This is a genomic window from Streptomyces sp. NPDC088785 (genome assembly GCF_044750685.1).
GTDB lineage: Bacteria > Actinomycetota > Actinomycetes > Streptomycetales > Streptomycetaceae > Streptomyces.
Map to the genome: position 1 here is coordinate 48,856 of NZ_JBIVKH010000020.1, position 25,305 is coordinate 74,160.

Here is a 25,305-nt window from a genome sequence, read left to right on the forward strand (position 1 = left end):
GTGCGGTCGCTGGGGATTCCGATGTCCGAACCGGTGGTCCCAGCTTCAGCCGACGCGCTTTCCAAGTACGAGAATTCGGGTGCGCATGGCACAGACCCTCCCCCCGGCGCCCAGTCACTGTCAAGTGGGTGGGACGGGAGTCTCATTATGTGAGCGCAGGGGCGGCCCGCCGGCGAACGCCGGCTCGGCCGGGCCCAGCGGGACCGGGTACTCCCCCGAGGCCAGCGCCCGGCGCAGCCGGTACTCGTCGAGCGCCCCGGAGAACGCCATGCCCTGCCCGTGCGTGCACCCCATCGACCGCAGCGCCACGACCTGTTCGGGAAGGTCGACGCCGTCGGCGACCGAGGTCAGGCCGAGGTCCCCGGCGATCCTGAGCAGCCCGCTGGTGATCTTGTGGAGCCGGGCGGACTCGACGACGCCCTCGACGAGCGAGCGGTCCAGCTTCAGTACGTCCACGGGGAGTCGGCGCAGCGCCGTGATGGCCGCGTAGCCGCTGCCGAAGCCGTCCAGGGCGATCCGGACGCCGAGCCGGCGCAACGCCGTGAGACGCCGCTCCAGCTCGTCGAGGGGCACTCTGGGGTCGCTGTCGGCGAGTTCGATGATGAGCGCGCCGGAGGGGAGCCCGTGCCGGGTCAGCAGCGCCTCGATGGAGGTGAGCGGCATCGAGCGGTCGAGCAGGCGGCGGGCGGTGATCCGCACCGAGACCGGGACGGCGTGTCCGGTGTGCCCGCGCTCGGCGGCCTGCTCGACGGCCTCCTCCAGCATCCAGCGCCCCAGTTCGGCGGTGCGCTCGCCGTCGTCGGCCACCCGCAGGAACTCGGCGGGGGTGAACAGGATGCCCTGCGCCGAGCGCCAGCGGGCCTGGGCGGCGACCGCCGTGATCCGGCCGTCGTCGAGGGACACGACGGGCTGGTGCAGCAGCGCGAACTCGCCCTCGTGCAGGGCGGTGCGCAGCCGGGTCGCCAGCTCCGCCTTGCGCACCACGTCGGCCTGCATCTGGGGCGCGTACAGCTCCACGCGCCCCTTGCCGGCCGCCTTGGCGCGGTACATGGCCAGGTCCGCGTTGCGCAGGAGTCCGCCCGCGGTGATCTCGGGTTCGGCGAACGCGACGCCGATCGAGGCGGCGACGCGCACGTCGTCGTGGCCGTCGATCGCGTAGGGCTGGGAGAGTCTGATCCTGAGCCGGTCGGCCAGCTCGTAGATGTGCTGCTCCCTGGCGGTGTGGTCGCGGCCGCCGTCGCCGACGATCAGGGCCGCGAACTCGTCACCGCCGAGACGGGCCGCGGTGTCCGAGACGCGGACGGAGTCGGCCAGCCTTCTCGCCGCCTGCACGAGCAGCTCGTCGCCCGCCTGGTGGCCGATCGTGTCGTTGACCTGTTTGAAGCCGTCGAGGTCGATGAAGAGCACCGCGGTGCCGCGGTCCGTGGCCCGCCGTCCGGTGAGGGCCAGGCCGACCCGCTTGGTGAACAGCGCCCGGTTGGGCAGGTCGGTGAGCGGGTCGTGCTCGGCGTTGTGCTGCAACTGCGCCTGGAGGCGGACCCGTTCGGTCACGTCCCTGCTGTTCAGGATCAGGCCGCCGTGGTGGCGGTTGATCGTCGACTCCACGTTGAGCCAGGAGCCGGTGCCGGAGCGGAAGCGGCACTCGATGCGGGTGGTGGGCTCCTCCGCCTGGCTCGCGGCGAGGAATCTGCGCACCTCGTGCACCACCCGCCCCAGGTCCTCGGGGTGGATGATCGAGGCCAGCTCGGACCCGACGAGCTCCTCCGCGTCACGGCCGTAGACCCCGGCGGCGGCCGGGCTGACGTACCGCAGCACCCCGTTCGGCGCCGCGATCATGATGACGTCGCTGGAGCCCTGCACCAGGGACCGGAAGTGGTTCTCCTTCTGGGCCAGTTCCTGGGTGAGCGTGATGTTGTCCAGGAGCATGATGCCCTGGCGCACGACGAGGGCCAGGACGACCGTGCAGGCGGTGAAGAGGACGATGCGGTCGACGCTGTGCCCGTTCAGCACGTTGTAGAGAATGCCCAGGGTGCACACGGCGGCGGCCAGGTACGGCGTGAGCGCGGCCAGCGAGCCCGAGATGGGCCGGGTGTGACTGACCTGGTAGCGCCGCCCGGTCCTCGCGGGGTGCTCCTCCTGCGGGCTCGGGCCGCCACCGCCCACCCACGGCGCGTACGCCATCAGCAGGGAGCCGGCGAACCAGCCCGCGTCGAGGATCTCCCCCGAGCGGTACGTGGCGTGCAGCAGCGGCGAGGTGAACAGCGCGTCGCACATCACGGTCAGGGCGAGCGCGCCGATCGCCGTGTTCACCGCCGTGCGGTTGCCGGGCGAGCGGCGGAAGTGCAGGGCGAGGACCATGCTGACGAGCGCGATGTCGAGCAGCGGATAGGCGAGCGAGAGCGCGGTCCTGCTGACGCTCTGTCCCTCGAACTCGGCGGTGTGCGCGAGGGCGAGGCTCCACGACAGGGTGATCAGGGAGCCGGCGATCAGCCAGGCGTCGAGCCCGAGGCAGATCCAGCCGGCCTTCGACATGGGCCGTCTGGCGAGGACCAGCAGGCCGATGATGGCGGGGGGCGCGAAGCAGAGGAAGAACAGGTCGGCGATGCTGGTGCCGGGCACCGGCTCGTGCAGGACGAACTCGTACCAGCCCCATACCCCGTTGCCCAGCGCGGCCATGAGCGAGGAGAGGGCGAACAGGAGCCAGGCGGATCGAAAACGGCTGCGTCGGCTGCGCGCGTACAGGAAGTTGGAGACGGCCGCGGTGGCGGCGGCGACGCTCAGCCCGAAGTCGCCCATGAACAGGGCGATCCGGTCGGATCCCCAGCCGAGCGCGGAGCCCACGGCGTACCCCGCGCAGATCAGGACGAGCACCAGCTGTGACCCCGGGCCCAGTCGGCTGCCGGGGGTCCGGGCGGGCAACGGCCCCCCGGTGCGCAGCGGAGCGCCGAGCGCCGTGGCCGACGCCGCCTTGGCGGTCACCGGTCCGCCCCGGTCCGCCGGGCCGCCCCCACGTCTGTCTGGCCCTGCCCGGTGTGCGGATGCTTCCTGCGGCCGCCGCGCGGTCCGCTCCGGTGCGTACGGCTCCTGCGGCAGCCGGTACTTCGCCCGTGCACGGGCGGACGTGCGGACCGGCGGACCAGCCGTCGTCCCTGTCGCGTCGGATTGTGTGCCCATAGGCCGTGCATCGCCCGTCGCCCCCCTCGCAGTCCGTCACAAGTCCCCGGCGCCGCATGGTGCCGAGCGGCGCTGCCCCAGTCGGGACGATACACCAGACTCGTCACTCAGGGACATAGTTCCTCTACTCTCCGTGACGACCAGCGACGATGGCGGCACGGGGTGCATCCGGGCGGGCGCGGAGCGTCAGCGCCCGGGGGCGGGCGGCCGCACGGGAGGGGTCCGTGGGGCCGCCGGGACGCCGGTCGCCGGGTGTCAGCCGACGGTGAGGACGAGGTTGTCGAGGGGCTCTCCCGCCGCGAACCGGGTCAGCTGGGCGGCGAGCAGCCGCTTGGCGCGGGGCAGGAACGCGGACGTGGGTCCGCCCACGTGCGGGGAGATGAGCACCCCCGGAGCCTGCCACAACGGATGCTCCTGGGGCAGGGGTTCAGGATCGGTGACGTCCAGGGCGGCGAGGATCCGGCCGCCGTCGACCTCCGCCAGGAGCGCCTTGGTGTCGACGACGGGACCGCGTCCGACGTTCACCAGCAGCGCGCCGTCCTTGAGCCGGGACAGGAAGTCCGCGCCCACGAGGCCGCGGGTGTCGTCGGTGAGCGGCGTGACGACGATGACGACGTCGGCGTCGGGCAGCAGGGCGGGCAGGTCGGCGAGGGCGTGCACGGGGCCGCGCTCCGTGGTGCGGGCGGAGCGTGCGACGCGCACCACCCGCGCGACCTCGAACGGGACGAGCCGGTCCTCGATGGCGCTGCCGATGGCGCCGTAGCCGAGGACGAGGACGGTCTTGTCGGCGAGCGCCGGGCGGAACCCGGTGCGCCACTCGCCGCGTTCCTGGCCGCGCACGAAGTCGGGGATGCCGCGCAGCGAGGCGAGGGTCAGGGTGAGCGCGAGTTCGGCGGTGCTGGCGTCGTGCACCCCCCGCGCGTTGCACAACTGCACGCCGGGGCGCAGGTACTTGAGCCCGGACTGCACGTGGTCCACCCCCGCGGTGAGGGTCTGGACCGTGTGGACGGACGTCATCCGCGGCAGCGGGCGGACCGAGACCTCGGCGCCCTTCGCATACGGAACGACGTAGAACGCGCACGCGGCCGGGTCCGCCGGAAAGTCCGGGTCGCCGTCCCAGAAGCGGTAGTCGAGCCCTTCGGGAAGCCCGGGAACCTCGTCCGCGGGGAAGGGGAGCCATACGTCACCAGTCATGGTCAGGAGGCTATGTCAGAGCGTCATGGGCGCAGAGGTTAGGTTGGGGGCCTCAGCGAGGGAGGGTCACGGGCACGTGGAGCCAGGAGGTGCGCGCCGGTCGATCGGCGCCACGGCGCTCGAAGTGGGCGCGATCGGTCTCGGTTGCATGCCGATGAGCTGGGCTTACACCGGCTCGCGGCGGCGCGGGGAGGAGTCCCTGCGCACGGTGCACGCGGCACTGGACCGGGGGTGTTCGCTGCTCGACACGGCGGACATGTACGGGCCGTTCACCAATGAGCTGCTGCTCGGCCGGGTCCTCAGGGAGCGGCGGGCGGACGCGTTCGTGTCGACCAAGGTGGGGCTGCTCGCGGGCGAGCAGCACCTCGTCGCCAACGGCCGCCCCGGGTATGTGCGGCGGGCCTGCGACGCGTCGCTGCGCCGGCTCCAGACGGACCGGATCGACCTCTACCAGCTACACCGCGCCGACCCCGAGGTGCCCGTCGAGGAGACCTGGGGCGCGATGGCGGAGCTGGTGCGCGCCGGCAAGGTGCGCGCGCTCGGGCTGTGCGCGGTGGGGGCGCGGGCCACGCGCCGCGACGGCCGCGACGGGCTGCATGCCGGAACGATTCGGCAGCTGGAGCGGATCCAGCAGGTCTTCCCGGTGAGCGCGGTGATGGCGGAGCTGTCGGTGTGGTCGCCCGAGGCGCTCGCCGCGCTGCTGCCCTGGTGCACGGCGCGCGGCGTGGGCTTCCTCGCGGCGATGCCGCTGGGCAACGGCTTCCTGAGCGGGACCCTCACCCCGGGCCAGGGCTTCGAGCCCGACGACGTCCGGGCCCGGCACCCGCGCTTCACCGCCGAGATGATGGCCGCGAACCAGCCCGTCGTGGCGGGGCTGCGCCGGGTCGCGGCGCGGCACGGGGCGGACGTCACGCCCGCGCAGGTGGCGCTGGCCTGGGTGCTGACGTGCGGGGACACCGTGATCCCCGTACCGGGTGCGAAGCACGGGCGCTGGGCGGCCGAGAACGCGGCGGCGGCGCGGCTGCGGCTGACGGACGCCGATCTGGCGGAGATCGCGGCGCTGCCCCCGGCGCGGGGCTCCTGGGACTGATCCCCCGCGACCCGGCCGGATTCCGCGGGCGGAGATCGGGAACCCGGGCGGGGCCCGCGGTGTATGAACAGGGGAACCGCGCGCTTCCCGCGCATCCCGCGTCGAAGGGACCCGACCGTGCCACGTCCAGCTGTCCGGCCCGCACTCGCCCTGGCCGCCTGCGCCGCGCTCCTGCTCACCGCGGGCTGCTCCTCGTCCGGTGACGGCGGCCCCGGCGACGGTCGGAGCCCGTCCGGCCGCTCCGGCCGGGGGACGCCCGGGGCCAGCGCCTCCGGGACGGCGAACGCCGTCCCCCCGGCCGAGGGCTCGGTGCGCGTGCTGCGCACGGTCGCCCGGAACCTGAAGTCGCCGTGGGGGCTCGCGCCGCTGCCCGAGGGCGGCCTGCTGGTGTCGTCCCGCGACGAGGGGACGATCACCCGGGTGGACCCGGACACCGGGAGGAAGACGCGGGCCGGCGAGGTGCCCGGGGTGGCCCCGGCGGGCGAGGGCGGCCTCCTCGGGCTCGCGCTCTCCCCCGACTACGCCTCGGACCACATGGTCTACGCGTACTTCACGACGGCGTCCGACAACCGCGTCGCCCGCATGATCTACGACGAGAAGAAGCCCGCGGGCGAGCAGTTGGGCGCTCCGGACACGGTCTTCAAGGGCATCCCCAAGGGCACGAACCACAACGGCGGCCGGATCGCGTTCGGCCCCGACGGCCTGCTCTACGTCGGCACGGGCGAGACGTACCGCACCGAGCTGGCGCAGGACCGGAAGTCGACGGGCGGCAAGATCCTGCGGCTGACCCCCGAGGGGGAGCCCGCTCCCGGCAACCCCTTCGGCGACTCCCCCGTCTACTCCTCCGGGCACCGCAACGTGCAGGGGCTGGCCTGGGACACCGACAAGCGGCTGTGGGCCTCCGAGTTCGGCCAGGACACCTGGGACGAGCTGAACCAGATCGTGGCGGGCGACGACTACGGCTGGCCGGACGCGGAGGGCAAGGGCGGCGGCTCCGCCTTCCACGACCCGGTCGCCCAGTGGCACACGTCGGACGCCTCGCCCAGCGGCATCGCGTATGCGAAGGGATCCGTGTGGATGGCGGGCCTGCGCGGCGAGCGGCTGTGGCGGGTGCCGCTGGACGGCGCCGAGGCGGCGCACGATCCGCAGGCGTTCCTCGAAGGGAAGTACGGGCGGCTGCGCACGGTGGTCGCGGCGGGCGGCGACCGGCTGTGGCTGGTGACGAGCGAGACCGACGGCCGCGGCACGCCGGGCAAGGGCGACGACCGGATCCTGGAGCTGGCGGTCAGCTGACGGCGTCGTCCCCGGCGGCCCCGGCGGCACCGGCGGTCCCGGTGTCCTCGGCCGCCTCGGCGGCGGTCCCCCGGCGCGGCGGGCGGACCACGACCTTGCCCGAGGTGAGGTCTATCGGGCCGCGCCCCGGGTCCGCGTCGTCGAGGTCGGCACGGGTCAGCTCCAGGCGCCTGCGCTCGTCGTCCGTGTGCTTGCGGCCGGGCGCGAAGATCTCCTCGAACATGGTGAACACAGCGCCTCCCCTGGCTCGTACGGCCGGGCTCCGCCGTCCAGCGTACGGCAGGCCCGGGGCCGGGCCTCAGCTCGGGACGGCCGGGAAGAGACGCAGCCGGTGGGCGAGCGCGGCGGCCTCGCCGCGGCCGGCCACCCCCAGCTTGGCCAGGATGTTGGAGACGTGGACGCTGGCGGTCTTCGGCGAGATGAACAGCTCCTCGGCGATCTGCCGGTTGCTGCGGCCCGCGGCGACCAGGCGCAGCACGTCGCGCTCGCGGCTGGTGAGGCCCAGCTCCTCGGCGGGGTCGGCGGGGGCGTCCCCGCGCGGCGCGGCGCCGGTGAGGCCGATCCGGGCCCGCTGGGCGAGCAGCGCGACGGACTCGGCGAGCGGGCGGGCGCCGAGGTGGCTCGCGACGGCGGCGGCGAGCCGGAGCAGTTCGGTGGCGCGCTCGCGGTCGTCGTCCTCGGCGCGGGCCAGCAGCGACGCGGCGAGCCGGTGCCGGGTGCGGGCCAGGTCGTAGGGGCGGTCGAGGGTCTCCAGGACGGTGACGGCGGCCGACCAGTCGTCGGGGGTGTCGCGGCCCTCGGCGCGCAGCAGTTCGGCGCGGACCCACTGCGCGTGGGCGCGCCAGACCGGGACCGGGGTGGCCTGCCGCTCGGCGGCGGCCCGGATCCGGGCGAGGGCCTCGGCGCGGCCGGCGTCGGCGGCGGGCAGCCCCCGGGCGTCGGCCTCGGCCTCGGCGGCCACCTGGAGCAGCGGCCACAGATAGCGCTGGCTGGAGGGCGGCAGCCCGGCGTCGACGATCCGCGCGAGGTCGTCGCGGGCATCGAGGAGGCGGCCCCGGGCGACGGCCAGTTCGACGGCGCACCGGGCGATCGGCAGGTCGTACTGGGGCTGCGGATCGTGGGTGCCGACGCACTGCCGGGCGGCGGCGAGGTGCCGGGTCGCCTCCTGGAGGGCCCCTCGGCCGAGGGCGACGGCGGCCATCTGGACCAGGGACGTGGCGCGCGGCTTGTCGCTCAGGCAGAAGTCGCGGGCCCAGCGGGCCGCGTCGACGGCCTCGTCCCAGCGGCCCAGGGAGACCAGGGACTCCGCCTTGTTGGCGACGATCCAGCCCTTGGTGTCGGTGAGGCCGAAGCGGTGGTAGAAGGCGATGCCCTCGACGCAGATGCGCACGGCCTCGGCGGAGCGGCCCGAGCCCTCCAGGGCGGAGGGCAGGTTCACGTTGACGTTGTTGATCCGGGCCATCAGGCCCAGCTCCATGGAGCGCTCGCGCACCTCGTACAGCTCGGCGAAGCCCTGGTCGATGGAGCCCGCGTCGACGAGGAGCCCGCCGTGCACGAGGCGGGCGTGCAGCTCCACCTCCTGGTCGCCGACCATGCGGGCGTACTCCACGGCCTGCTCGGCGGCGGCCAGCGTCTCGGCGCCCGGCCGGTGCAGCATGCCCCAGGCGGCGGCGTGCGCCAGCACCTCGGCGTGCACGGCGGACGGGGGCAGCCCGCGGACCAGCTCCTGGGCCCGGGCGATCTCGTCCCAGCCGTTGCCGCGGGCGATGTGGGAGATGATCCGCGAGCGCTGGAGCCAGAACCAGGCGGCGAGCAGCGGATCCCCCTCGCCCTGCGCGGCGGCGTCCTCCAGGATGCGCAGGGCGCGCTTGCCGATCTTCAGCGCGCGCTCCCGCTCGCCGCACAGCCGGCCCGCGTCGGCGGCCTCGGCCATCAGGTCGAGGAAATCGAGCCGGGTCTCGCCAGGATCGCAGTCGCAGGAGCGGTACGCCGAGGAGTAGGAGCCGGTGCGCAGCGCGTCGCGGATCTCCTGCGGGGTGCGGTCCCACAGCTCCATGGCCCGCTCCAGGAGCCGCAGTTGCTCGGAGTAGGCGTGCCGGCGGCGGGCCTCGACGGAGGCGTCGAGGACGGCGGGCAGCGCCTTGGCGGCGTCGTGGGCGTGGTACCAGTAGCTGGCGAGCCGCATCGCGCGGGAGTCGGCGGGGACCAGCGCGGGCTCGGCCTCCAGGGCTTCGGCGTAGCGGCGGTTGATGCGGGAGCGCTCGCCGGGCAGCAGGTCGTCGCTGACCGCCTCGCGGACCAGCGAGTGGCGGAAGCGGTAGCCGTCGCCGTCCGTCGTCGCGAGCAGGATGTTGGCGCCGACGGCGGCGCGGAGCGCGTCGATGAGTTCGTCGGCGCCGAGCCCGGCGACGGCTTCGAGCAGCGGGTACTCGACGGTGGAGCCGCCCTCGGCGCAGATCCGGGCGATGCGCTGGGCGGACTCGGACAGCGATTCGACGCGGACGAGCAGGACGTCGCGCAGGGAGTCGGTGAGGCCGGTGGCGCAGCCCTCGGCGGCGGAGACGGCCAGCTCCTCGACGAAGAAGGCGTTGCCGTCGGAGCGGCGGTAGATGTCGTCGACCAGGGCGCGGTCCGGTTCGGCGGCGATGATCCCGGCGATCTGGCGGGCCACCTCGTCCCGGGTGAGCCGGTTCAGTTCGATGCGGGTGACGGTGCGCAGCCGGTCGAGTTCGGCGAGCAGCGGGCGCAGCGGGTGGCGGCGGTGCACGTCGTCCGCGCGGTAGGTGGCGACGACGGCGAGGCGGCCGCTGCGCAGGGTGCGGAAGAGGTACGACAGGAGGTGGCGGGTGGAGGCGTCGGCCCAGTGCAGGTCCTCCAGGACGACCACGACGGTGCGCTCGGCGGCTACCTGCTCCAGCAGGCGGGCGGTCAGTTCGAAGAGCAGCGCGGTGGCGCTCTCGTCGCCGCGCGCGTCGTGTCCCCGGGCCAGGCCGTCGCCCAGCTCCGGCAGGACGCGGGCCAGTTCGTCCTCGCGTCCGGCCGCGGCCCCGTCCAGTTCCTCGGGCAGCAGCCGGCGCAGGGCGCGCAGCGCGGTGGAGAAGGGGGCGAACGGCAGGCCGTCGGCGCCGATCTCGACGCAGCCGCCGGTGACGACGACGGCGCCGCGCTCGCAGGCGGTCGCGGCGAACTCCTCGACGAGCCGGGTCTTGCCGACGCCGGCCTCCCCGCCGAGCAGGAGGGCCTGCGGCTCGCCGGCGGCGGCGCGGACGAGGGCGGTGTGCAATGTGCCCAGTTCGTCGGCGCGGCCGACGAACACCGGGCTGACGGACCTGGTCTCCACAGCGCTGAGCATCGCACACGCGTCCGACAGCCCGGCAGTCGTTTTCGCTGATTCCGCGGGGAGCGGCCCACCCGCCCCGGGCGAGGAGAAGGGGAGGACGGCGGCGCCGTCCTCCCCTCTCCCGCTGTCCACCGCGCCGCTCACCGTGGTCACGCCGTACGGGCGAAGCGGGAGCGGCGCGGGCCGTCGGTACTCACCGGCCCCTCGCTGTCCCTGATGAGCGAATCGCGCCGGGCCTCGCGGGCCTTGCGGGCCGCACGGGCGGCGCGCAGCCGGCGGTGCTCGTCGGCCTGCCGGATCAGTTCGGCGGAGCGGATCTGGTGCATCTCATACTCGAACATCTGGTCTCCCTGGTGACGATCGCCGTGACGTTCGCGGTGTCTTCCGCGATGTCTCCACTCTCGTTTCCCAGGGGGGTGCGGCACATCGGGAGAGTGCCGCATGTCCGGGTGACGGGGATGCCTTATCCGGGCCCCCGAGGGCCTTAGGTCCCGCGTAAGGGCCTTAGGACGGGGCTCAACTGGTCTTGGGCAGCCCCAGCAGGAGGTCCGAGTACTTGGCGACGGCGAGCAGCAGGCCCAGGACGCCGAGCGAGACCCCGGCCCACGCCACGGACTTGATCCACACCGCCTGCGGCCGGCCGGGCACCCCGAAGGCGGGCCTGACCAGGACGAACGCGCCGACGAGCAGGGCGACCAGGGAGAAGACGCCGCCGACCAGGGCCGCGGCGTGCCAGGAGTCCCCGTAGACCTCGGAGACCTGGGTGGCGACGCCTGCGGACTGCGAGGTGTTGAGCTGGCCGATGAGGGACTCGCGGGCGGAGGCGACGGTGCCGAGCCAGCTGCCGCTCATCGCGACGACACCGAGGGCGACGGAGACGACGGCCGCCGCGCCCTGACCGGCTCCGGACGGACGGTCCGCCGCGGTGTTCTCCTCGGCCGGCCGGGCCGGCTCGGCCCCGGCCGCCGCCTCGGCGGCGGCATCGTCGTCCTCGGTGGCCCCGGCCCCGGTGGCGTCGGTGGTGTCCGGGGAGAGGGCGTCCTCCTCCCGGAGCTCTGCATCGCGCTGCGCATCAGTCTTCGTAGTCATGCTGCGCACCGTACGGACGCTGTCTGAGAGGCGTCTTAACGTTCCTTGCGCGCGTCGCGTGCGCTGCGCCACTCCGGGGCGAGCAGCGACCAGACCTCCAGGTCGTGGCGCTTGCCGCGCCATTCGTGGGCCTCGCGCCGCACGCCGTCCCTGCGGAAACCGAGCCGCTCGGCCACCTTCAGGCTCGCGGTGTTCCCGGACGCGGCGACCCATTCCACCCGGTGGATGCCGCGCTCCTCGACGACCCACTCCAGCAGGACGCGCATCGCCCGGGTGACCAGGCCGCGCCCGGTCGCCGCCGGTTCCAGCCAGCAGCCCACCTCGGCGTTGCCCGTGGCGGCGTCGAAGTTGAGCGCGAGCACCCCGCCGACCAGCCGGCCGTCCAGCCAGATGCCGTGATACGAGCCGGTGTCCGCGGCCCGCATGTCGGCGTAGCGCTGGAGGGTGCTCCGCGCCGAGTCCACGTCCGTGACCTGGGAGCCGAACGGGATGAACTCGCCGATGAACTCCCGTCCGCGCTCCAGGTTCGCGAGGAACTCCTCGGCGTACCAGGTCTCCAGGGGCCGCAGTTCGGCGCCCTCGTCACCGAGCGGGATCGCGTACATCGGACTCCTTCACCTGTCGCTGTCCGGGCACGGTCACCTTCTCATGGGCGGTGCGGCACTCCGGCGGCTCGATGCTGATGCGGGGCAGGATCCTGCCGAGCCAGCGGGGCAGCCACCAGTTGGCGCCGCCGAGCAGGTGCATCAGGGCGGGCACCAGCAGGGTGCGCAGGATGAAGGCGTCCACGGCGACGGCCACCGCGAGCGCGATGCCGAACATGGCGATCACCCGGTCGCCGCTGAGCACGAAGGCGAGGAAGACCGAAATCATGATCACGGCGGCCGAGTTGATCACGCGGCTGGTCTCGGCGAGTCCGACCCGGACGGCCCGCCGGTTGTCGCCGGTCTCCAGCCACTCCTCGTACATCCGGCTGACCAGGAAGACCTGGTAGTCCATGGAGAGCCCGAAGAGGACCGACACCATGATCACGGGCAGGAAGGGTTCGACCGGCCCGGCCGCGCCGAGCCCCAGCAGCTCGCTCCCCCACCCCCACTGGAAGATCACGACCACGACGCCGAAGGCGGCGCAGACGGCGGCGATGTTCATGGCCGCCGCCTTCAGCGGGATGCCGACGGACCGGAACGCGAGCAGCAGCAGGAGGCAGCCGAGCCCGACCACGGCGCCCACGAACAGCGGCAGTTTCCCGACGACGACCTCGGCGAAGTCGTCGTAGCTCGCGGTGACGCCGCCGATCCGCGCGTCGAGCCCGGACCGGGGCACGACGTCGGTGCGCAGGTCGTCGACGAGGTCGCTGGTCGCCCGCGACTGGGGGGCGGAGGCGGGCAGCACGGTGAGGTACGCGGCGGAGTCGTCGCCGTTGTAGGTGATCGGGGAGACGGCCGCGACGTCCTCGGTGGTCCGCAGCTCGCCGGCCAGCGACTGGAGGGCGGCCTTGTCCTGGGCGCCGTCGACCTCGGTGACCAGGGTGAGCGGGCCGTTGACCCCGGGGCCGAAGCCGTCGGCGAGCAGGTCGTAGGCCTGCCGGGTCGTCGCGGTCCGCGGGCCGTTGCCCTGGTCGGAGGTGCCGAGGTGGAGGGAGAGGGTGGGCAGCGCGAGCACCGTGATCACGGCGAGCGCGATGCCGCCGAGCAGCTTGGGGTGGCGCTCGACGAACGCGGCCCAGCGCGCGGCGAGCCCCGTCGGCGGTTCCGGTGCGGGCCCGTGCGCGGCGAGCCGGCGCCGCTCGCGCCGGGACAGCGCGCGGGGGCCGATGAACGAGAGCAGGGCGGGCAGCAGGGTCACGGACGCGGCGACGGTGAGCAGCACGGTGACGGAGGCGGCGACGGCGACGCCGTTGAGGAAGCTCAGGTTCAGCAGCAGCATGCCGAGCAGGGCGACGCAGACGGTCGCGCCCGCGAAGACGACGGCCCGTCCGGTGGTGGCGACGGCCCGCTCGGCGGCGACCGGAACCGGCAGTCCGCGCTTGAGGCCCCTGCGGTGCCGGGTCACGATGAACAGCGCGTAGTCGATGCCGACGCCGAGCCCGACCAGCATGCCGAGCATGGGGGCGAAGTCGGCGACGGTCATGGCGTGCCCGAGCAGCACGATCCCGGCGTAGGCGGTGCCCACGCCGGTCAGGGCGGTGGCGATGGGCAGGGCCGCCGCGGCGGGCGAGCCGAAGGCCAGGAGGAGGACGACGGCGGCGACCACGACGCCGATCACCTCGGACAGGTGGGCCGAGGAGGACTCGGTGAGGGCGACGGCGCTGCCGCCGAGCTGCACCTGGAGGCCGTCCGGCCCGTGCGTCGCGGCGTCCCGGGCCGTGTCGACGACCGCGCGCGCCCGGGCGACGGGCAGGTCGTCGGCCTGCTCGTCGAAGGTGACGGTCGCGTACGCGGTGTGCCCGTCGGCGCTGATCAGGTCGGCGCCCCGGCTGTCGTACGGCGAGACGACGGAGGCGACGCCGGGCAGCCCGGCGATCTCGTCGAGGGTGTTGCTCATGGTCTTCTCGACGTCGGCGGCCCGCACGGTCGAGCCCTCGATGTGCCAGACGACGGTGTCGGTGTCGCCGCCGAGCCCGGTGAAGTTCTCGGCCAGGAGCCGGGTGGCGCGGCCGGACTCGGTGCCGGGCGCCTCGTAGTCGTTGGAGTACGCGGACCCGGCGACCGCGGCGGCGGCCCCCGTCCCGCCGAGCGCCAGCAACCACAGCAGCACGACGGCGAGCCGGTGCCGGACGCACCAGCGGGCGAGAGTAGCCACGGGCGTGCTCCCAGGGTGGTTCATGGATCTTTGTCAGGGAGCAGTCGCACAAAAGGGACGAGCCCGCAAAGAACGCGTGAGCAAGGGCCAGTCACTCTTACAGGCAAACGTGATCGTTTGTCGCTTTCGTGTCCTTAGTCACAAGGTCACATAAGAGGTCACAGCCCCTGCTCAGCCGAGGAGTTGGAGCCCCGCCCACAGCGCCGTGGTGGACAGCAGGAGGGTCGCGGGGACGGTCAGCAGCCCCAGCCGGGTGAAGTCGCCCAGTTCGGGCTCGGTCCCGTGGGCGTGCACGATGCGCCGCCACAGCAGGGTGGCGAGGGAGCCGACGTAACTGAGGTTGGGGCCGACGTTGACGCCGATGAGCGCGGCGAGGACCGGGCCCGGGCCCGCCGGGGCGACGGCCGGGAGCACCGCGAGGGTCGCGGGCAGGTTGTTGATCAGGTTCGCGAGGAGCGCCGCGACGCCGGTGACGGCGAGCAGCGCGGGCAGCGAGGAGCCGTCGGGCAGGACGCGGCCGATGACGTCGCCGAGCCCGTTGTCGACGACCGCCTTCACCACGACGCCGAGCGCGAGGACGAACAGGCAGAAGGGCAGGTTCGCCGACCTCAGCAGCTCGCCCGGGGAGGAGTCGCGGCGGGCGAGGGCCCGGGCGCCGAGCACGACGGCGCCGGCGAGCGCCGCCCACACCGGCTCGATCCCGGCGAAGGAGGTGACGGCGAACCCGGCCAGGGTCAGGGCGAGCACGGTCAGCGTGAACACCGGGACGCCGGCCCGCTCCGCGGCGTCGGGGGCGTGCGCGGGGGCGGCCAGGTCGGCGGCGAAGTAGCGGCGGAACACGGCGTACTCGATGCCGATGGCCACCAGCCACGGCAGGGCCATCAGCCCGGCGAAGCGGGTGAAGGTGAGCCCGCTCGCGCCGAGCGCCAGCAGATTGGTGAGGTTGGAGACCGGGAGCAGCAGCGACGCGGAGTTGGCCAGGTGGGCGCTCGCGTAGACATGCGGGCGCGGGCGGGCGCCGATCCGGGCGGCGGTGGCGAACACGACCGGGGTGAGCAGGACGACGGTGGCGTCCAGGCTCAGCACGGCGGTGACGGCGGCGGCGACCGCGAAGACCCCGCCGAGCATCCGGGTGGGGCTGCCGTGGCAGGCGCGGGCCACGGCGTCGCCGGCGGCCCTGAACAGGCCCTCGTCGGCGCAGAGCTGGGCCAGCAGCAGGATCGCGGCGAGGAAACCGACGACGGGGAGCAGGTCCCTGGTCTCGGACCAGGCGTGGGCGGGGCTGACGGCGCCGACGGCCACCAGGACCGCGGCGGCGGGCACGGCGGCGACGGCCTCCGGCAGCCTGCGGGGGCGCACGACCGCGAAGGTCAGGGTGGCCAGCAGGAGAATGATGGCCAGGATCTCGGCCGACGTCGTGCTCAGCGTGCTGCTCCGTTCCACAGGGCCGCGCCCCGATCCCGCTCCCCGGACGCCGGAGGGCCTGGATATATGCCGGAGGGGCTGGAGATCTCCAGCCCCTCCGCGAAGAACCCGGACTCAGCCCTCGCTGACGTCCAGCTTCTCCAGGATCAGTTCCTTGACGCGGGCCGCGTCGGCCTGGCCCCGGGTCGCCTTCATGACGGCGCCCACGAGGGCTCCGGCGGCGGCGACCTTGCCGGAGCGGATCTTGGCGACGATGCCGGCGTTGCCCGCGATCGCCTCGTCCACGGCCGTGTTCAGCGCGCCCTCGTCGGAGACGACCTTGAGGCCGCGCCGGTCGACGACCTCGTCCGGGGTGCCCTCGCCCTTGAGGACGCCGTCGATGACCTGACGGGCCAGCTTGTCGTTCAGGTCGCCCTTGGCGACCAGCTCGGACACGCGGGCCACGTACTCGGGCGTGATGGGCAGTTCGCCGAGCTCGACGCCCTGCTCGTTGGCGTTGCGCGCCAGCTCGCCCATCCACCACTTGCGGGCGGAGGCCGGGTCGGCACCGGCGTTGATCGTCGCGACGATCGGGCCGATGGCGCCGGCGTTGCGGATCGACTGCATGTCGTGGGCGCTGACGGCCCACTCCTCGATCAGCCGGTTGCGCTGCGCGAGCGGCAGCTCGGGCAGCTCGGACCGGAGCGCCTCGACCCAGTCGCGGGACGGGGCGACCGGGACCAGGTCGGGCTCCGGGAAGTACCGGTAGTCCTCGGCGTTGTCCTTGATGCGGCCCGACGTGGTGGAGCCGTCCTCCTCGTGGAAGTGACGGGTCTCCTGCACGATGGTGCCGCCCGAGTTCAGGACGGCGGCGTGCCGCTGGATCTCGAAGCGGGCGGCCCGCTCGACGGAACGCAGCGAGTTCACGTTCTTCGTCTCGGAGCGGGTGCCGAACTTCTCGGTGCCGTGCGGACGCAGCGACAGGTTCACGTCGCAGCGCATCTGGCCCTTGTCCATCCGGGCCTCGGAGACGTCCAGGGCCTTGATGACCTCGCGCAGCTCGGCGACGTACGCCTTGGCGACCTCGGGGGCCCGCTCGCCCGCGCCCTCGATGGGCTTGGTGACGATCTCGATGAGCGGGATGCCCGCGCGGTTGTAGTCGAGCAGCGAGTGGGAGGCGCCCTGGATGCGGCCGGTGGCACCGCCGACGTGCGTCGACTTGCCGGTGTCCTCCTCCATGTGGGCGCGCTCGATCTCCACCCGGAAGACCTCGCCGTCCTCCAGCTGCACGTCGAGGTAGCCGTTGAAGGCGATGGGCTCGTCGTACTGGGAGGTCTGGAAGTTCTTCGGCATGTCCGGATAGAAGTAGTTCTTCCGGGCGAAACGGCACCATTCGGCGATCTCGCAGTGCAGCGCGAGGCCGATCTTGATGGCCGACTCGACGCCGATCTCGTTGACGACCGGCAGCGCGCCGGGCAGACCGAGACAGGTCGGGCAGGTCTGACTGTTGGCGTCCTGCTTCAGCTCGGTGGAGCAGCCGCAGAACATCTTGGTCTTGGTGCCGAGTTCGACATGGACCTCCAGGCCCATGACGGGGTCGTACGTCGCGAGGGCATCCTCGTACGACTCCAGGTCAGTCGTGGCAGTCACGGTGAAACTTTCCCTCTCAGCCCAGCAGGACGTCGTCGTCGCCCAGGCGCTTGAGCTCCCGGTAGAGGATCGCCAGGCCGGTGACGATGGCGGCGGCGGACACGGCGGCGTCGATCAGACGCAGGGTGTCGTTGTCGTCACGGGCCATCCGCGCCTGCTTCGCGACGCTGATCGCGCCGAAGGCGGTGCTGGCGGCCGACACGTACACGCCGGTCTTGGACTTCTTGAAGTTCTTGGCCTTCTTTGCCATGGCACTCACAGCGACGGAGCCTCCTCGAGCAGCGGGTGCCCCCACTTTTCCACGAAGGCGGCCTCGACGGCAGCGCCGACCTTGTAAAGACGGTCGTCCTTCATGGCGGGGGCGATGATCTGGAGTCCGACCGGCAGTCCGTCCTCCGGCGCGAGGCCGCAGGGCAGCGACATGGCGGAGTTGCCGGCCAGGTTGGTCGGGATCGTGCACAGGTCCGCGAGATACATCGCCATCGGGTCGTCGGCGCGCTCGCCGATCGGGAAGGCGGTGGTCGGCGTCGTCGGGGAGACGATGACGTCGACGCTCTCGAAGGCCGCCTCGAACTCGCGGGTGATGAGAGTGCGGACCTTCTGGGCGCTGCCGTAGTACGCGTCGTAGTAGCCGGAGCTGAGTGCGTACGTGCCCAGGATGATGCGGCGCTTGACCTCGTCGCCGAAACCGGCCTCACGGGTCAGCGCGGTGACCTCCTCGGCGGAGTGCGTGCCGTCGTCGCCGACCCGCAGGCCGTACCGCATGGCGTCGAACCGGGCGAGGTTCGAGGAGCACTCCGAGGGGGCGATCAGGTAATACGCGGACAGCGCCAGGTCGAAGCTCGGGCAGTCCAGCTCGACGATCTCGGCGCCCAGCGACTTCAGCAGCTCGACCGACTCGTCGAAGCGCTGCACGACGCCGGCCTGGTAGCCCTCGCCGCGGAACTGCTTGACGATGCCGACGCGCATGCCCCGCACCGAGCCGTTGCGCGCGGCCTCGACGACCGGCGGGACCGGGGCGTCGATGGACGTGGAGTCGAGCGGGTCGTGCCCGGCGATCGCCTCGTGCAGCAGCGCCGCGTCCAGGACCGTGCGGGCACAGGGCCCGCCCTGGTCGAGGGAGGACGAGAACGCGACCATGCCGTAGCGCGAGACGCCGCCGTACGTGGGCTTCACGCCGACGGTGCCGGTGACGGCGGCGGGCTGGCGGATGGACCCGCCGGTGTCCGTGCCGATGGCCAGCGGGGCCTCGTACGAGGCGAGCGCGGCCGAGGAGCCGCCGCCGGAGCCGCCGGGGATGCGGGTCAGGTCCCACGGGTTGCCCGTCGGGCCGTACGCGCTGTTCTCGGTGGAGGACCCCATGGCGAACTCGTCCATGTTGGTCTTGCCGAGGATGACGACGTCGGCGGCCTTCAGCTTCTGGACCAGTGTGGCGTCGTACGGCGGGATCCAGCCTTCGAGGATCTTGGAGCCGACCGTGGTCGGGATGCCCTCGGTGGTGAAGATGTCCTTCAGCGCGAGCGGCACCCCGGCGAGCGGGCCGAGCTTCTCGCCCGCGGCGCGCTTGGCGTCCACGGCGGCGGCCTGCTTCAGGGCGCCCTCGCGGTCGACGTGCAGGAAGGCGTGCACCTTCTCGTCGACGGCCTCGATCCGGGCCAGGTGGGCCTCGGTGACCTCGACGGCCGTGAGGTCACCGGAAGCGATCTTCCCGGCGATCTCGGCGGCGCTGAGCTTGATGAGGTTGATGTCCGTCATGGGTGTTTAGTCCTCCCCCAGGATCTGCGGCACCTTGAAACGCTGCTGCTCCTGGGCCGGGGCGCCGGAGAGCGCCTGCTCGGGGGTGAGCGACGGACGGACCTCGTCCGCGCGCATGACGTTCGTCAGCGGCAGCGGGTGGGAGGTCGGCGGTACGTCTTGGTCGGCGACCTCGCTGACGCGGGCGACCGCGCCGATGATGTCGTCGAGCTGGCCTGCGAAGTGGTCGAGCTCTTCGGGCTTCAGCTCCAGACGCGCCAGCCGGGCGAGGTGGGCGACCTCCTCGCGCGTGATGCCAGGCATGCAGCGATCCTCTGGGGTGAGAGTGTTGGTTTGGCCTCAATCCTATGGGTGCCCGGCCTGTGCCTGGTAAACGGATATGCGGGCGACTGTCCGATGTCTTTTCCGGCCGCGGTCCCGCGGGGCTTCGCGCCGGGTCCACCGCGCCCCCGGGACGGGCGCGCGGGGCACGGGGAAGCGCGCGTGGAGCCCCGGCGCGGGCGTCGCCCCGGGGACACGCGGGAGGTCACACGTCGTCGGCGCCCGGCAGTACGGCGGTGGCGGCCCGCTGCCAGCCGCGGTCGCCCCGGGCCCGGAGCCACGCGGTGGTCTCGTCGGGCGGCATCGCGGCGGCGACCAGCCACCCCTGCACCGCGTCGCACCCCAGGTCCCGCAGCCGCTCCCAGGTCTCGTCGTCCTCCACGCCCTCGGCGACCACGAGCAGCCCCAGCGAGTGCGCCAGGTCGACCGTGCACCGCACGATCTCCGCGTCCTCGTTGTCCACCGCCAGCCGCGCCACGAAGGACCGGTCGATCTTCAGCTCGCTGACGGGCAGGCGCCGCAGGTGCACCAGCGAGGAGTACCCGGTGCCGAAGTCGTCCAGCGACATCTTCACCCCGTGCCCGGTCAGCCCGGCCAGGGTGTCGGCGGCCCGCTGCGGGTCCTCCAGCAGCACGTGTTCCGTTATCTCCAGCTGGAGCGACCCGGCCGGGACCCCGTGCCGGGCCAGCCGCGCGGCGACCGCGCCCGCGAAGCCGGGGGTGTGCACGTCACGCGGTGACACGTTCACCGCGACGGGGACGAACAGTCCCTGGGCCCGCCAGCGCGCGACCTGCGCCAGCGCCGTCTCCAGCACGTACTCGGTCAGGTGCGGCATCAGGCCGGACGACTCGGCGATGGCGATGAACTCGTCCGGCGGGACCTTCCCCCGCTCGGGGTGCACCCACCGCACCAGCGCCTCCAGGCCCGCCACCTGCCCGTCGAACTGGACCTTGGGCTGGTAGTGCAGCTCCACGTCGCCCGCGTCGAGCGCGCGCCGCAGATCGCCCAACAGGCCGAGCCGGTCCGGGGTGTTGGAGTCCCGCTTCGACTCGTAGACCTCGACGCCCGTACGGTCCCGCTTGGCCTGGTACATCGCGACGTCGGCCCGGCGCAGCAGCCCCTCGGCGTCGAGGGCGTGGTCCGGGAAGACGGCGAGGCCCGCGCTGGCTTCGAGGACCAGCGTCAGCCCGTCGAGGTCGAGCGGCGAGCCGAGCGCGGCGACCAGGCCGCGGGCCACGCGGGACGCGGAGGTCGTCGAGTCGGCGACCGGCAGCAGCACGGCGAACTCGTCCCCGCCCAGCCGCGCGGCCTCCGCCCCGCGCGGCAGCGCCGCTCTGAGCCGGTCCGCGATCTGGAGCAGGAGCCGGTCGCCGGCGAGGTGGCCCAGCGTGTCGTTGACGGACCGGAAGCGGTCGAGGTCGATCAGCAGGAGGGCGCTGCGGGCACCGATCCGCTCGGCGTCGTCGAGCGCGGTCCAGGTGCGCTCCAGCAGCCACTGCCGGTTGGGCAGCCCGGTGAGCGGGTCGCGCAGCTGCTCCTCGGCGCGGGCGCGGGCGATCCAGAGCGTGGAGTCGAGCGCGATCAGCGGGATCGAGAACAGCGGCAGCAGCGCGGGCAGCGCGACGGCCACCACGCACACCAGCGGCGCGATGCCGAGCAGGGCGACCCCGACCAGGGCCTGCCGGACGGCCGCGGTGCGGGTGACGGTAGGCAGGCCGGAGCTGCGCGGCGCGTGCACGTAGAACAGCAGGAGCCGGGTGACCAGCAGGTATCCGGCCGCCACCAGGGCGATCTCGGGTGCCGTGAGGAAGTTCCAGGTCTCCGGCCTCCACGGCGTCTCGACGGACGGCACGCGGCCGAACGCGGCCAGCACCAGGGCGCCGGCGGCGATGCCGAGGATGTCGATGGCGCCGTGCAGCACGCCCTGGCGCCAGCGGTGCCTGCGGGCGGCGCCGACGAGCACGACGACGGTGAGGCTGACCATCCCGGCGGGCACCCAGCCGTAGAGCAGCAGGACGGCGAGGGTCAGGGCGGCGCCGGAGCCGGTGCCGCCCCACCAGCGGTCGCGGCCGAGGGCGACCAGGTGGCCGACGATGATGCCGGTCAGGATGGCGAGGGACCAGCCGACGGCGCCGGCCGGGAAGAGGGCGTGGTCGCCGGTGAGGGCCCGGTAGAACCCGGCGCCCAGGACGACGGCGGCGAGCGTGACGACGGCGCCGGGCAGCAGCGGGAGCGCCGTCGCCCGTGCGCCGTCGGCCGGTCCGCCGTGGTGGTTGCGGGCAGGGGTGGCCATGCCGACGTGGCCGCCGGGGGGCAGCGCGGGCGGGGCGACCGGGGCGGCCGGGGTGCGGCCCGTGGCCGGGGCGACGGGGTACCGCTCGGTGGGGACGACGGCCGCGCCGCCGGCTTCCGCGCCCGGCGGGGCGTGCAGGCCGAAGACCGCGGGACCGCCTCGGGGCCGGACCCGGCCCGGACCGTTCGCACGCCACCAATTGCGCCAGTTCACCACACCACCGCGTTCGTTCTCCCCGTGACCGCTGTCGCCGCCCCCGCCGCCTCCGCCGCCCTGCTGAGGGTGGCGTGCCGCACCGCGCCACAGCCGTCGGCGCGGGCGCAGCGGTGAGTCGGGAGCGGCGCTCTCGGTCGGTTCCATTCCCGTCCCTCTCACAGCCGGCGGTGCCCATGTCCGCAGCCCGCTCCCCTGGTCTCGCCGGAGCGGAGGTCGCCCCATCCGCAGCAGGACACGGCAGGCGCACATCCTCAACAGTAGGCCGCAGAAGGCTTCCACGGGCACCAGACGGACGCGCCGGACCGTGGATAACCGAATGCCGCCCGGCCACCCGTATGCATCTGGTATGCGCTGAACGGGTGGCCTTCAACCGCTACTGCCCGGTCGGTTCCTCGGCGGGAAGGGCCAGTTCGGCGGCGGCGTCGGGACCCTGGTCGAGCAGGACGGCGAAACCGTCCTCGTCCAGAACCGGAACCTTCACCTGCATGGCCTTGTCGTATTTGGATCCCGGGTTGTCCCCGACGACGACGAAGGACGTCTTCTTGGAGACGGAACCGGTCACTTTGGCGCCTCTGCTCTGGAGGGCGTCCTTCGCGCCGTCCCGCGTGAAGTTCTGCAAGGTGCCGGTGACGACGACGGTGAGGCCCTCCAGCGGGCGCGGCCCCTCGTCCTCACCGGCCCCGTCCTCCTCCGTGCGCACCCCGGCCTCTCGCCATTTCCGCAGGATCTCGCGGTGCCAGTCCTCGGCGAACCACTGCTTGACGGAGGCGGCGATGATGTCGCCGACGCCGTCGGTGGCGGCCAGCTCCTCCTCGGTGGCCTGGTCGATGCGGTCGATGGAGCGGAACTCGCGGGCCAGTGCCGCGGCCGCGACGGGGCCGACGTGCCGGATGGACAGGCCGTTGATGATGCGCGCGAGCGGGCGGTCCTTGGCGGCGGCGATGTGCTCCAGCATCGACACCGCGTTCTTGCGGGGCTCGCCCTTCTGGTTGGCGAAGACGGTGACGACCTTGTCCTCGCCGGTCTTCGGGTCACGCTTGGGCAGGCCGCTGTCCGGGTCGAGGACGTACGCCTTGATGGGCAGCAGCTGCTCGATGGTGAGGTCGAACAGGTCGCCCTCGTCGGTCAGCGGCGGCTCGGCGGGCTCCAGCGGGGCGGTGAGCGCGGCGGCGGAGACCGCGCCGAAGTTCTCGATGTCCAGGCACTGCCGGCCGCCGAGATAGAACAGCCGCTCGCGCAACTGGGCCGGGCAGGTGCGGGCGTTGGGACACCGCAGGTCGATGTCCCCCTCTTTCATGGCCCGCAGCGGGGTGCCGCACTCGGGGCAGTCGGCGGGCATCTCGAACTCGTACTCGCTGCCGTCGCGCAGGTCGACGACCGGGCCGAGGATCTCGGGGATGACGTCGCCGGCCTTGCGGATGACGACGGTGTCCCCGATGAGGACGCCCTTCTTCTTGACGACCTCCTGGTTGTGCAGGGTCGCGAACTCGACCTCGGAGCCCGCCACGGTCACCGGCTCGACCTGCGCGTACGGGGTGACGCGGCCGGTGCGGCCCACGCCGACCCGGATGTTCACCAGCTTGGTGTTGACCTCTTCGGGCGGGAACTTCCAGGCGATGGCCCAGCGCGGGGCGCGCGCGGTGGAGCCGAGCCGGCCCTGGAGCGGGATCTCGTCGAGCTTGATCACGGCGCCGTCGATCTCGTGCTCGACGGAGTGCCGGTTCTCCCCGTAGTACGCGATGAACTCCCGTACGCCGTCGAGGTCGTCGACCACCCTGTTGTACTTCGCGGTGGGCAGGCCCCACTCCTGGAGCAGCTCGTACGCCTGCGACAGGCGGGAGATGTCGAAGCCCTCGCGGGCGCCGATGCCGTGCACCACCATGTGCAGCGGGCGGCTCGCGGTGACCCGGGGGTCCTTCTGGCGGAGCGAACCGGCCGCCGCGTTGCGCGGGTTGGCGAAGGGCTTGTCACCGGCCTCGATCAGCCGTGCGTTCAGCTCCTCGAAGCGCTCCATCGGGAAGAAGACCTCGCCGCGGACCTCGACCAGCTCCGGGATCCGGTCGCCCGCCAGGCGGTGCGGGATCTCGGCGATCGTGCGGACGTTCGGTGTGATGTCCTCGCCGACGCGGCCGTCGCCGCGGGTGGCCGCGCGGGTGAGCCGGCCGTGCTCGTACGTCAGGTTCACCGCGAGGCCGTCGATCTTCAGCTCGCACAGGAAGTGGTGGGCGGACGGGCCGACCTCCTTGTGGACGCGCTCGGCCCAGGCCACGAGCTCCAGGTCGTCGAAGGCGTTGTCGAGCGAGAGCATGCGCTCGCGGTGCTCCACGGACGTGAACTCCGTGGCGTAGTTCCCCGCGACCTTCTGGGTGGGCGAGTCCGGGGTGCGCAGCTCGGCGTACGTGTCCTCCAGCGCTTCGAGGGAGCGCAGCAGCTTGTCGAACTCGGCGTCGGAGACGACCGGCGCGTCCTTCACGTAGTACCGGAAGCGGTGCTCTTCGATCTGCTCGGCCAGCCGGGCGTGCTCGTCCCGCGCCGACCCGGGCACGGAGCTCTCGGTCTCCGGCTTCTTTCCAGCGCTTGCGGCAGCCACCTTCTCGTCCTCCCGTTTTCCTTCGTCCCCGGTCACTCAGGGTTGTCCGCGAGTGATCTCGCCGCCCGGGCGCAGTGGGCGAGCGCCGCGCGGGCGTACGCGGGCGAGGCACCCGCGAGTCCGCACGCCGGGGTGACCACGACCGACTCCGCGAGCGACCCCGGATTCAGCCCCAGCCTGCGCCACAGCGACCTGACACCCATGACGCTACCGGCAGGGTCCGACAATGGGCCGTCGACGCCGGGCACGACACCGGCGAACAGCCTGGTGCCCCCCTCGACGGCCTCGCCGATCGCCTCGTCGTCACGCTCGGTGAGGAGAGCGGCGTCGAAGGAGACCGCGTGGGCGCCGGCCCGGCGCAGCAGTGCGAAGGGGACGTCGGGGGCGCAGGAGTGGACGACGGCGGGCCCCTCGGGGTGCACGCCGAGGACGTCGCGCAGGGTGCTCTCGACGACCTGCCGGTCGACGGCGCGGTGGGTGCGGTACTCGCTCGCGGTCTTGACGTGTCCGCGCAGGACGGCGACGAGGGAGGGCTCGTCGAGCTGGAGCACGACCTGGGCGCCGGGGACGCGGCGCCGGACGTCGGCGAGGTGGCCGCGCAGGCCCTCGGCGAGGGAGCCCGCGAGGTCGCGGCAGGCACCAGGGTCGGAGAGCGCGGCCTGGCCGTTGCGCAGCTCCAGGGCGGCGGCGAGCGTCCACGGCCCGACGGCCTGCACCTTGAGCGGTCCTTGGTAGCCCTGGGTGAACTCCTCCAGCGCGTCGAGGTCCTCGCCCAGCCAGGACCGGGCCCGCCGGGTGTCGCGGCCCGGCCGGTCGCCGATCCGCCAGCCGCTGGGCTCCACGCGCGCGTACAGGTCGACCAGCAGGCCGGCGGTCCTGCCGATCATGTCGGCGCCCGGTCCGCGCGCGGGCAGTTCGGGGAGGAACGGGAAGTCCTCGAAGCTGCCGGTGACGGTCTTGGCGGCCTCCCGGGCGTCACCGCCGGGCATCGACCCGACGCCGGTGGCCGGTCCCCACTTGAAGTCGCTCTTTTCGCTCACTCAGGAAGAGTACGTAACGCGTGCGGGCGGGGTGCGGGGGTGTCCGGCGCGGGG

The 25,305-nt window shown here is 73.2% G+C and carries 18 protein-coding genes; 2 read left to right on the top strand and 16 right to left on the bottom strand.

Annotated elements, in window-relative coordinates:
• Positions 1 to 120: 120 nt before the first annotated feature.
• On the bottom strand, positions 121 to 2,979 hold the full coding sequence (locus ACIP5K_RS33830) for a putative bifunctional diguanylate cyclase/phosphodiesterase (RefSeq protein WP_401415899.1): 2,859 nt from the start codon (positions 2,977 to 2,979) through the stop codon (positions 121 to 123).
• 450 nt (positions 2,980 to 3,429) lie between these two features.
• Positions 3,430 to 4,368, bottom strand: a complete 939-nt coding sequence (locus ACIP5K_RS33835) for a 2-hydroxyacid dehydrogenase (protein ID WP_401415902.1) — start codon at positions 4,366 to 4,368, stop codon at positions 3,430 to 3,432.
• Positions 4,369 to 4,411: 43 nt separating this feature from the next.
• On the opposite strand from ACIP5K_RS33835, the gene ACIP5K_RS33840 reads away from it, so the two are divergent.
• Both ACIP5K_RS33840 and ACIP5K_RS33845 read left to right on the top strand, forming a co-directional pair.
• Positions 4,412 to 5,458 carry an aldo/keto reductase gene (locus tag ACIP5K_RS33840; protein ID WP_401415905.1) on the top strand — a complete coding sequence of 349 codons (1,047 nt, stop codon included), beginning with the start codon at positions 4,412 to 4,414 and terminating at the stop codon, positions 5,456 to 5,458.
• A 117-nt stretch (positions 5,459 to 5,575) separates the two neighbouring features.
• Entirely contained in the window at positions 5,576 to 6,751 is a 1,176-nt protein-coding gene (locus tag ACIP5K_RS33845) for a PQQ-dependent sugar dehydrogenase (protein ID WP_401415907.1), read from the top strand.
• Here the strand turns inward: ACIP5K_RS33845 and ACIP5K_RS33850 are convergent.
• From ACIP5K_RS33850 to ACIP5K_RS33915, 14 genes are all read right to left on the bottom strand, one after another.
• Positions 6,744 to 6,974, bottom strand: a complete 231-nt coding sequence (locus tag ACIP5K_RS33850; RefSeq protein ID WP_401416057.1) for a DUF6191 domain-containing protein — start codon at positions 6,972 to 6,974, stop codon at positions 6,744 to 6,746. The two genes, ACIP5K_RS33845 and ACIP5K_RS33850, sit on opposite strands and share 8 nt — an antisense overlap.
• 75 nt (positions 6,975 to 7,049) lie before the next feature.
• Positions 7,050 to 10,103, bottom strand: coding sequence for an ATP-binding protein (locus ACIP5K_RS33855; protein WP_401415908.1), 3,054 nt, complete (start codon positions 10,101 to 10,103; stop codon positions 7,050 to 7,052).
• 137 nt (positions 10,104 to 10,240) lie between these two features.
• Entirely contained in the window at positions 10,241 to 10,432 is a 192-nt protein-coding gene (locus ACIP5K_RS33860; protein ID WP_401415910.1) for a hypothetical protein, read from the bottom strand.
• A gap of 175 nt (positions 10,433 to 10,607) precedes the next feature.
• Positions 10,608 to 11,180, bottom strand: a complete 573-nt coding sequence (locus tag ACIP5K_RS33865) for a hypothetical protein (protein WP_401415913.1) — start codon at positions 11,178 to 11,180, stop codon at positions 10,608 to 10,610.
• Positions 11,181 to 11,215: 35 nt separating this feature from the next.
• Positions 11,216 to 11,785, bottom strand: coding sequence for a GNAT family N-acetyltransferase (locus tag ACIP5K_RS33870; protein WP_401415916.1), 570 nt, complete (start codon positions 11,783 to 11,785; stop codon positions 11,216 to 11,218).
• A complete protein-coding gene (locus ACIP5K_RS33875; protein ID WP_401415918.1) occupies positions 11,763 to 13,982 on the bottom strand; it encodes an MMPL family transporter in 2,220 nt (739 codons plus the stop codon). The genes ACIP5K_RS33870 and ACIP5K_RS33875 overlap by 23 nt, the downstream gene beginning before the upstream one ends.
• A gap of 171 nt (positions 13,983 to 14,153) precedes the next feature.
• A complete protein-coding gene (locus ACIP5K_RS33880; protein ID WP_401415920.1) occupies positions 14,154 to 15,425 on the bottom strand; it encodes an SLC13 family permease in 1,272 nt (423 codons plus the stop codon).
• A 96-nt stretch (positions 15,426 to 15,521) separates the two neighbouring features.
• Positions 15,522 to 17,036, bottom strand: coding sequence for an Asp-tRNA(Asn)/Glu-tRNA(Gln) amidotransferase subunit GatB (gene gatB, locus ACIP5K_RS33885; protein ID WP_401415923.1), 1,515 nt, complete (start codon positions 17,034 to 17,036; stop codon positions 15,522 to 15,524).
• A 16-nt stretch (positions 17,037 to 17,052) separates the two neighbouring features.
• Complete coding sequence (locus ACIP5K_RS33890) at positions 17,053 to 17,286, bottom strand: hypothetical protein (RefSeq protein ID WP_401416059.1); 234 nt, start codon at positions 17,284 to 17,286, stop codon at positions 17,053 to 17,055.
• Between the two features lie 5 nt (positions 17,287 to 17,291).
• Positions 17,292 to 18,791: an Asp-tRNA(Asn)/Glu-tRNA(Gln) amidotransferase subunit GatA gene (gene gatA, locus ACIP5K_RS33895; protein WP_401415926.1), complete on the bottom strand. Its 1,500-nt coding sequence runs from the start codon at positions 18,789 to 18,791 to the stop codon at positions 17,292 to 17,294.
• A 6-nt stretch (positions 18,792 to 18,797) separates the two neighbouring features.
• Positions 18,798 to 19,094, bottom strand: a complete 297-nt coding sequence (gatC, locus tag ACIP5K_RS33900; RefSeq protein ID WP_018531282.1) for an Asp-tRNA(Asn)/Glu-tRNA(Gln) amidotransferase subunit GatC — start codon at positions 19,092 to 19,094, stop codon at positions 18,798 to 18,800.
• Between the two features lie 223 nt (positions 19,095 to 19,317).
• Positions 19,318 to 21,765: a putative bifunctional diguanylate cyclase/phosphodiesterase gene (locus tag ACIP5K_RS33905; protein ID WP_401415929.1), complete on the bottom strand. Its 2,448-nt coding sequence runs from the start codon at positions 21,763 to 21,765 to the stop codon at positions 19,318 to 19,320.
• Between the two features lie 229 nt (positions 21,766 to 21,994).
• Positions 21,995 to 24,211 carry an NAD-dependent DNA ligase LigA gene (gene ligA, locus ACIP5K_RS33910; RefSeq protein ID WP_401415931.1) on the bottom strand — a complete coding sequence of 739 codons (2,217 nt, stop codon included), beginning with the start codon at positions 24,209 to 24,211 and terminating at the stop codon, positions 21,995 to 21,997.
• Between the two features lie 32 nt (positions 24,212 to 24,243).
• Positions 24,244 to 25,251 (bottom strand): methionine synthase, encoded by a 1,008-nt coding sequence (locus ACIP5K_RS33915; RefSeq protein WP_401415933.1) that lies wholly within the window; start codon positions 25,249 to 25,251, stop codon positions 24,244 to 24,246.
• Positions 25,252 to 25,305: the final 54 nt, after the last annotated feature.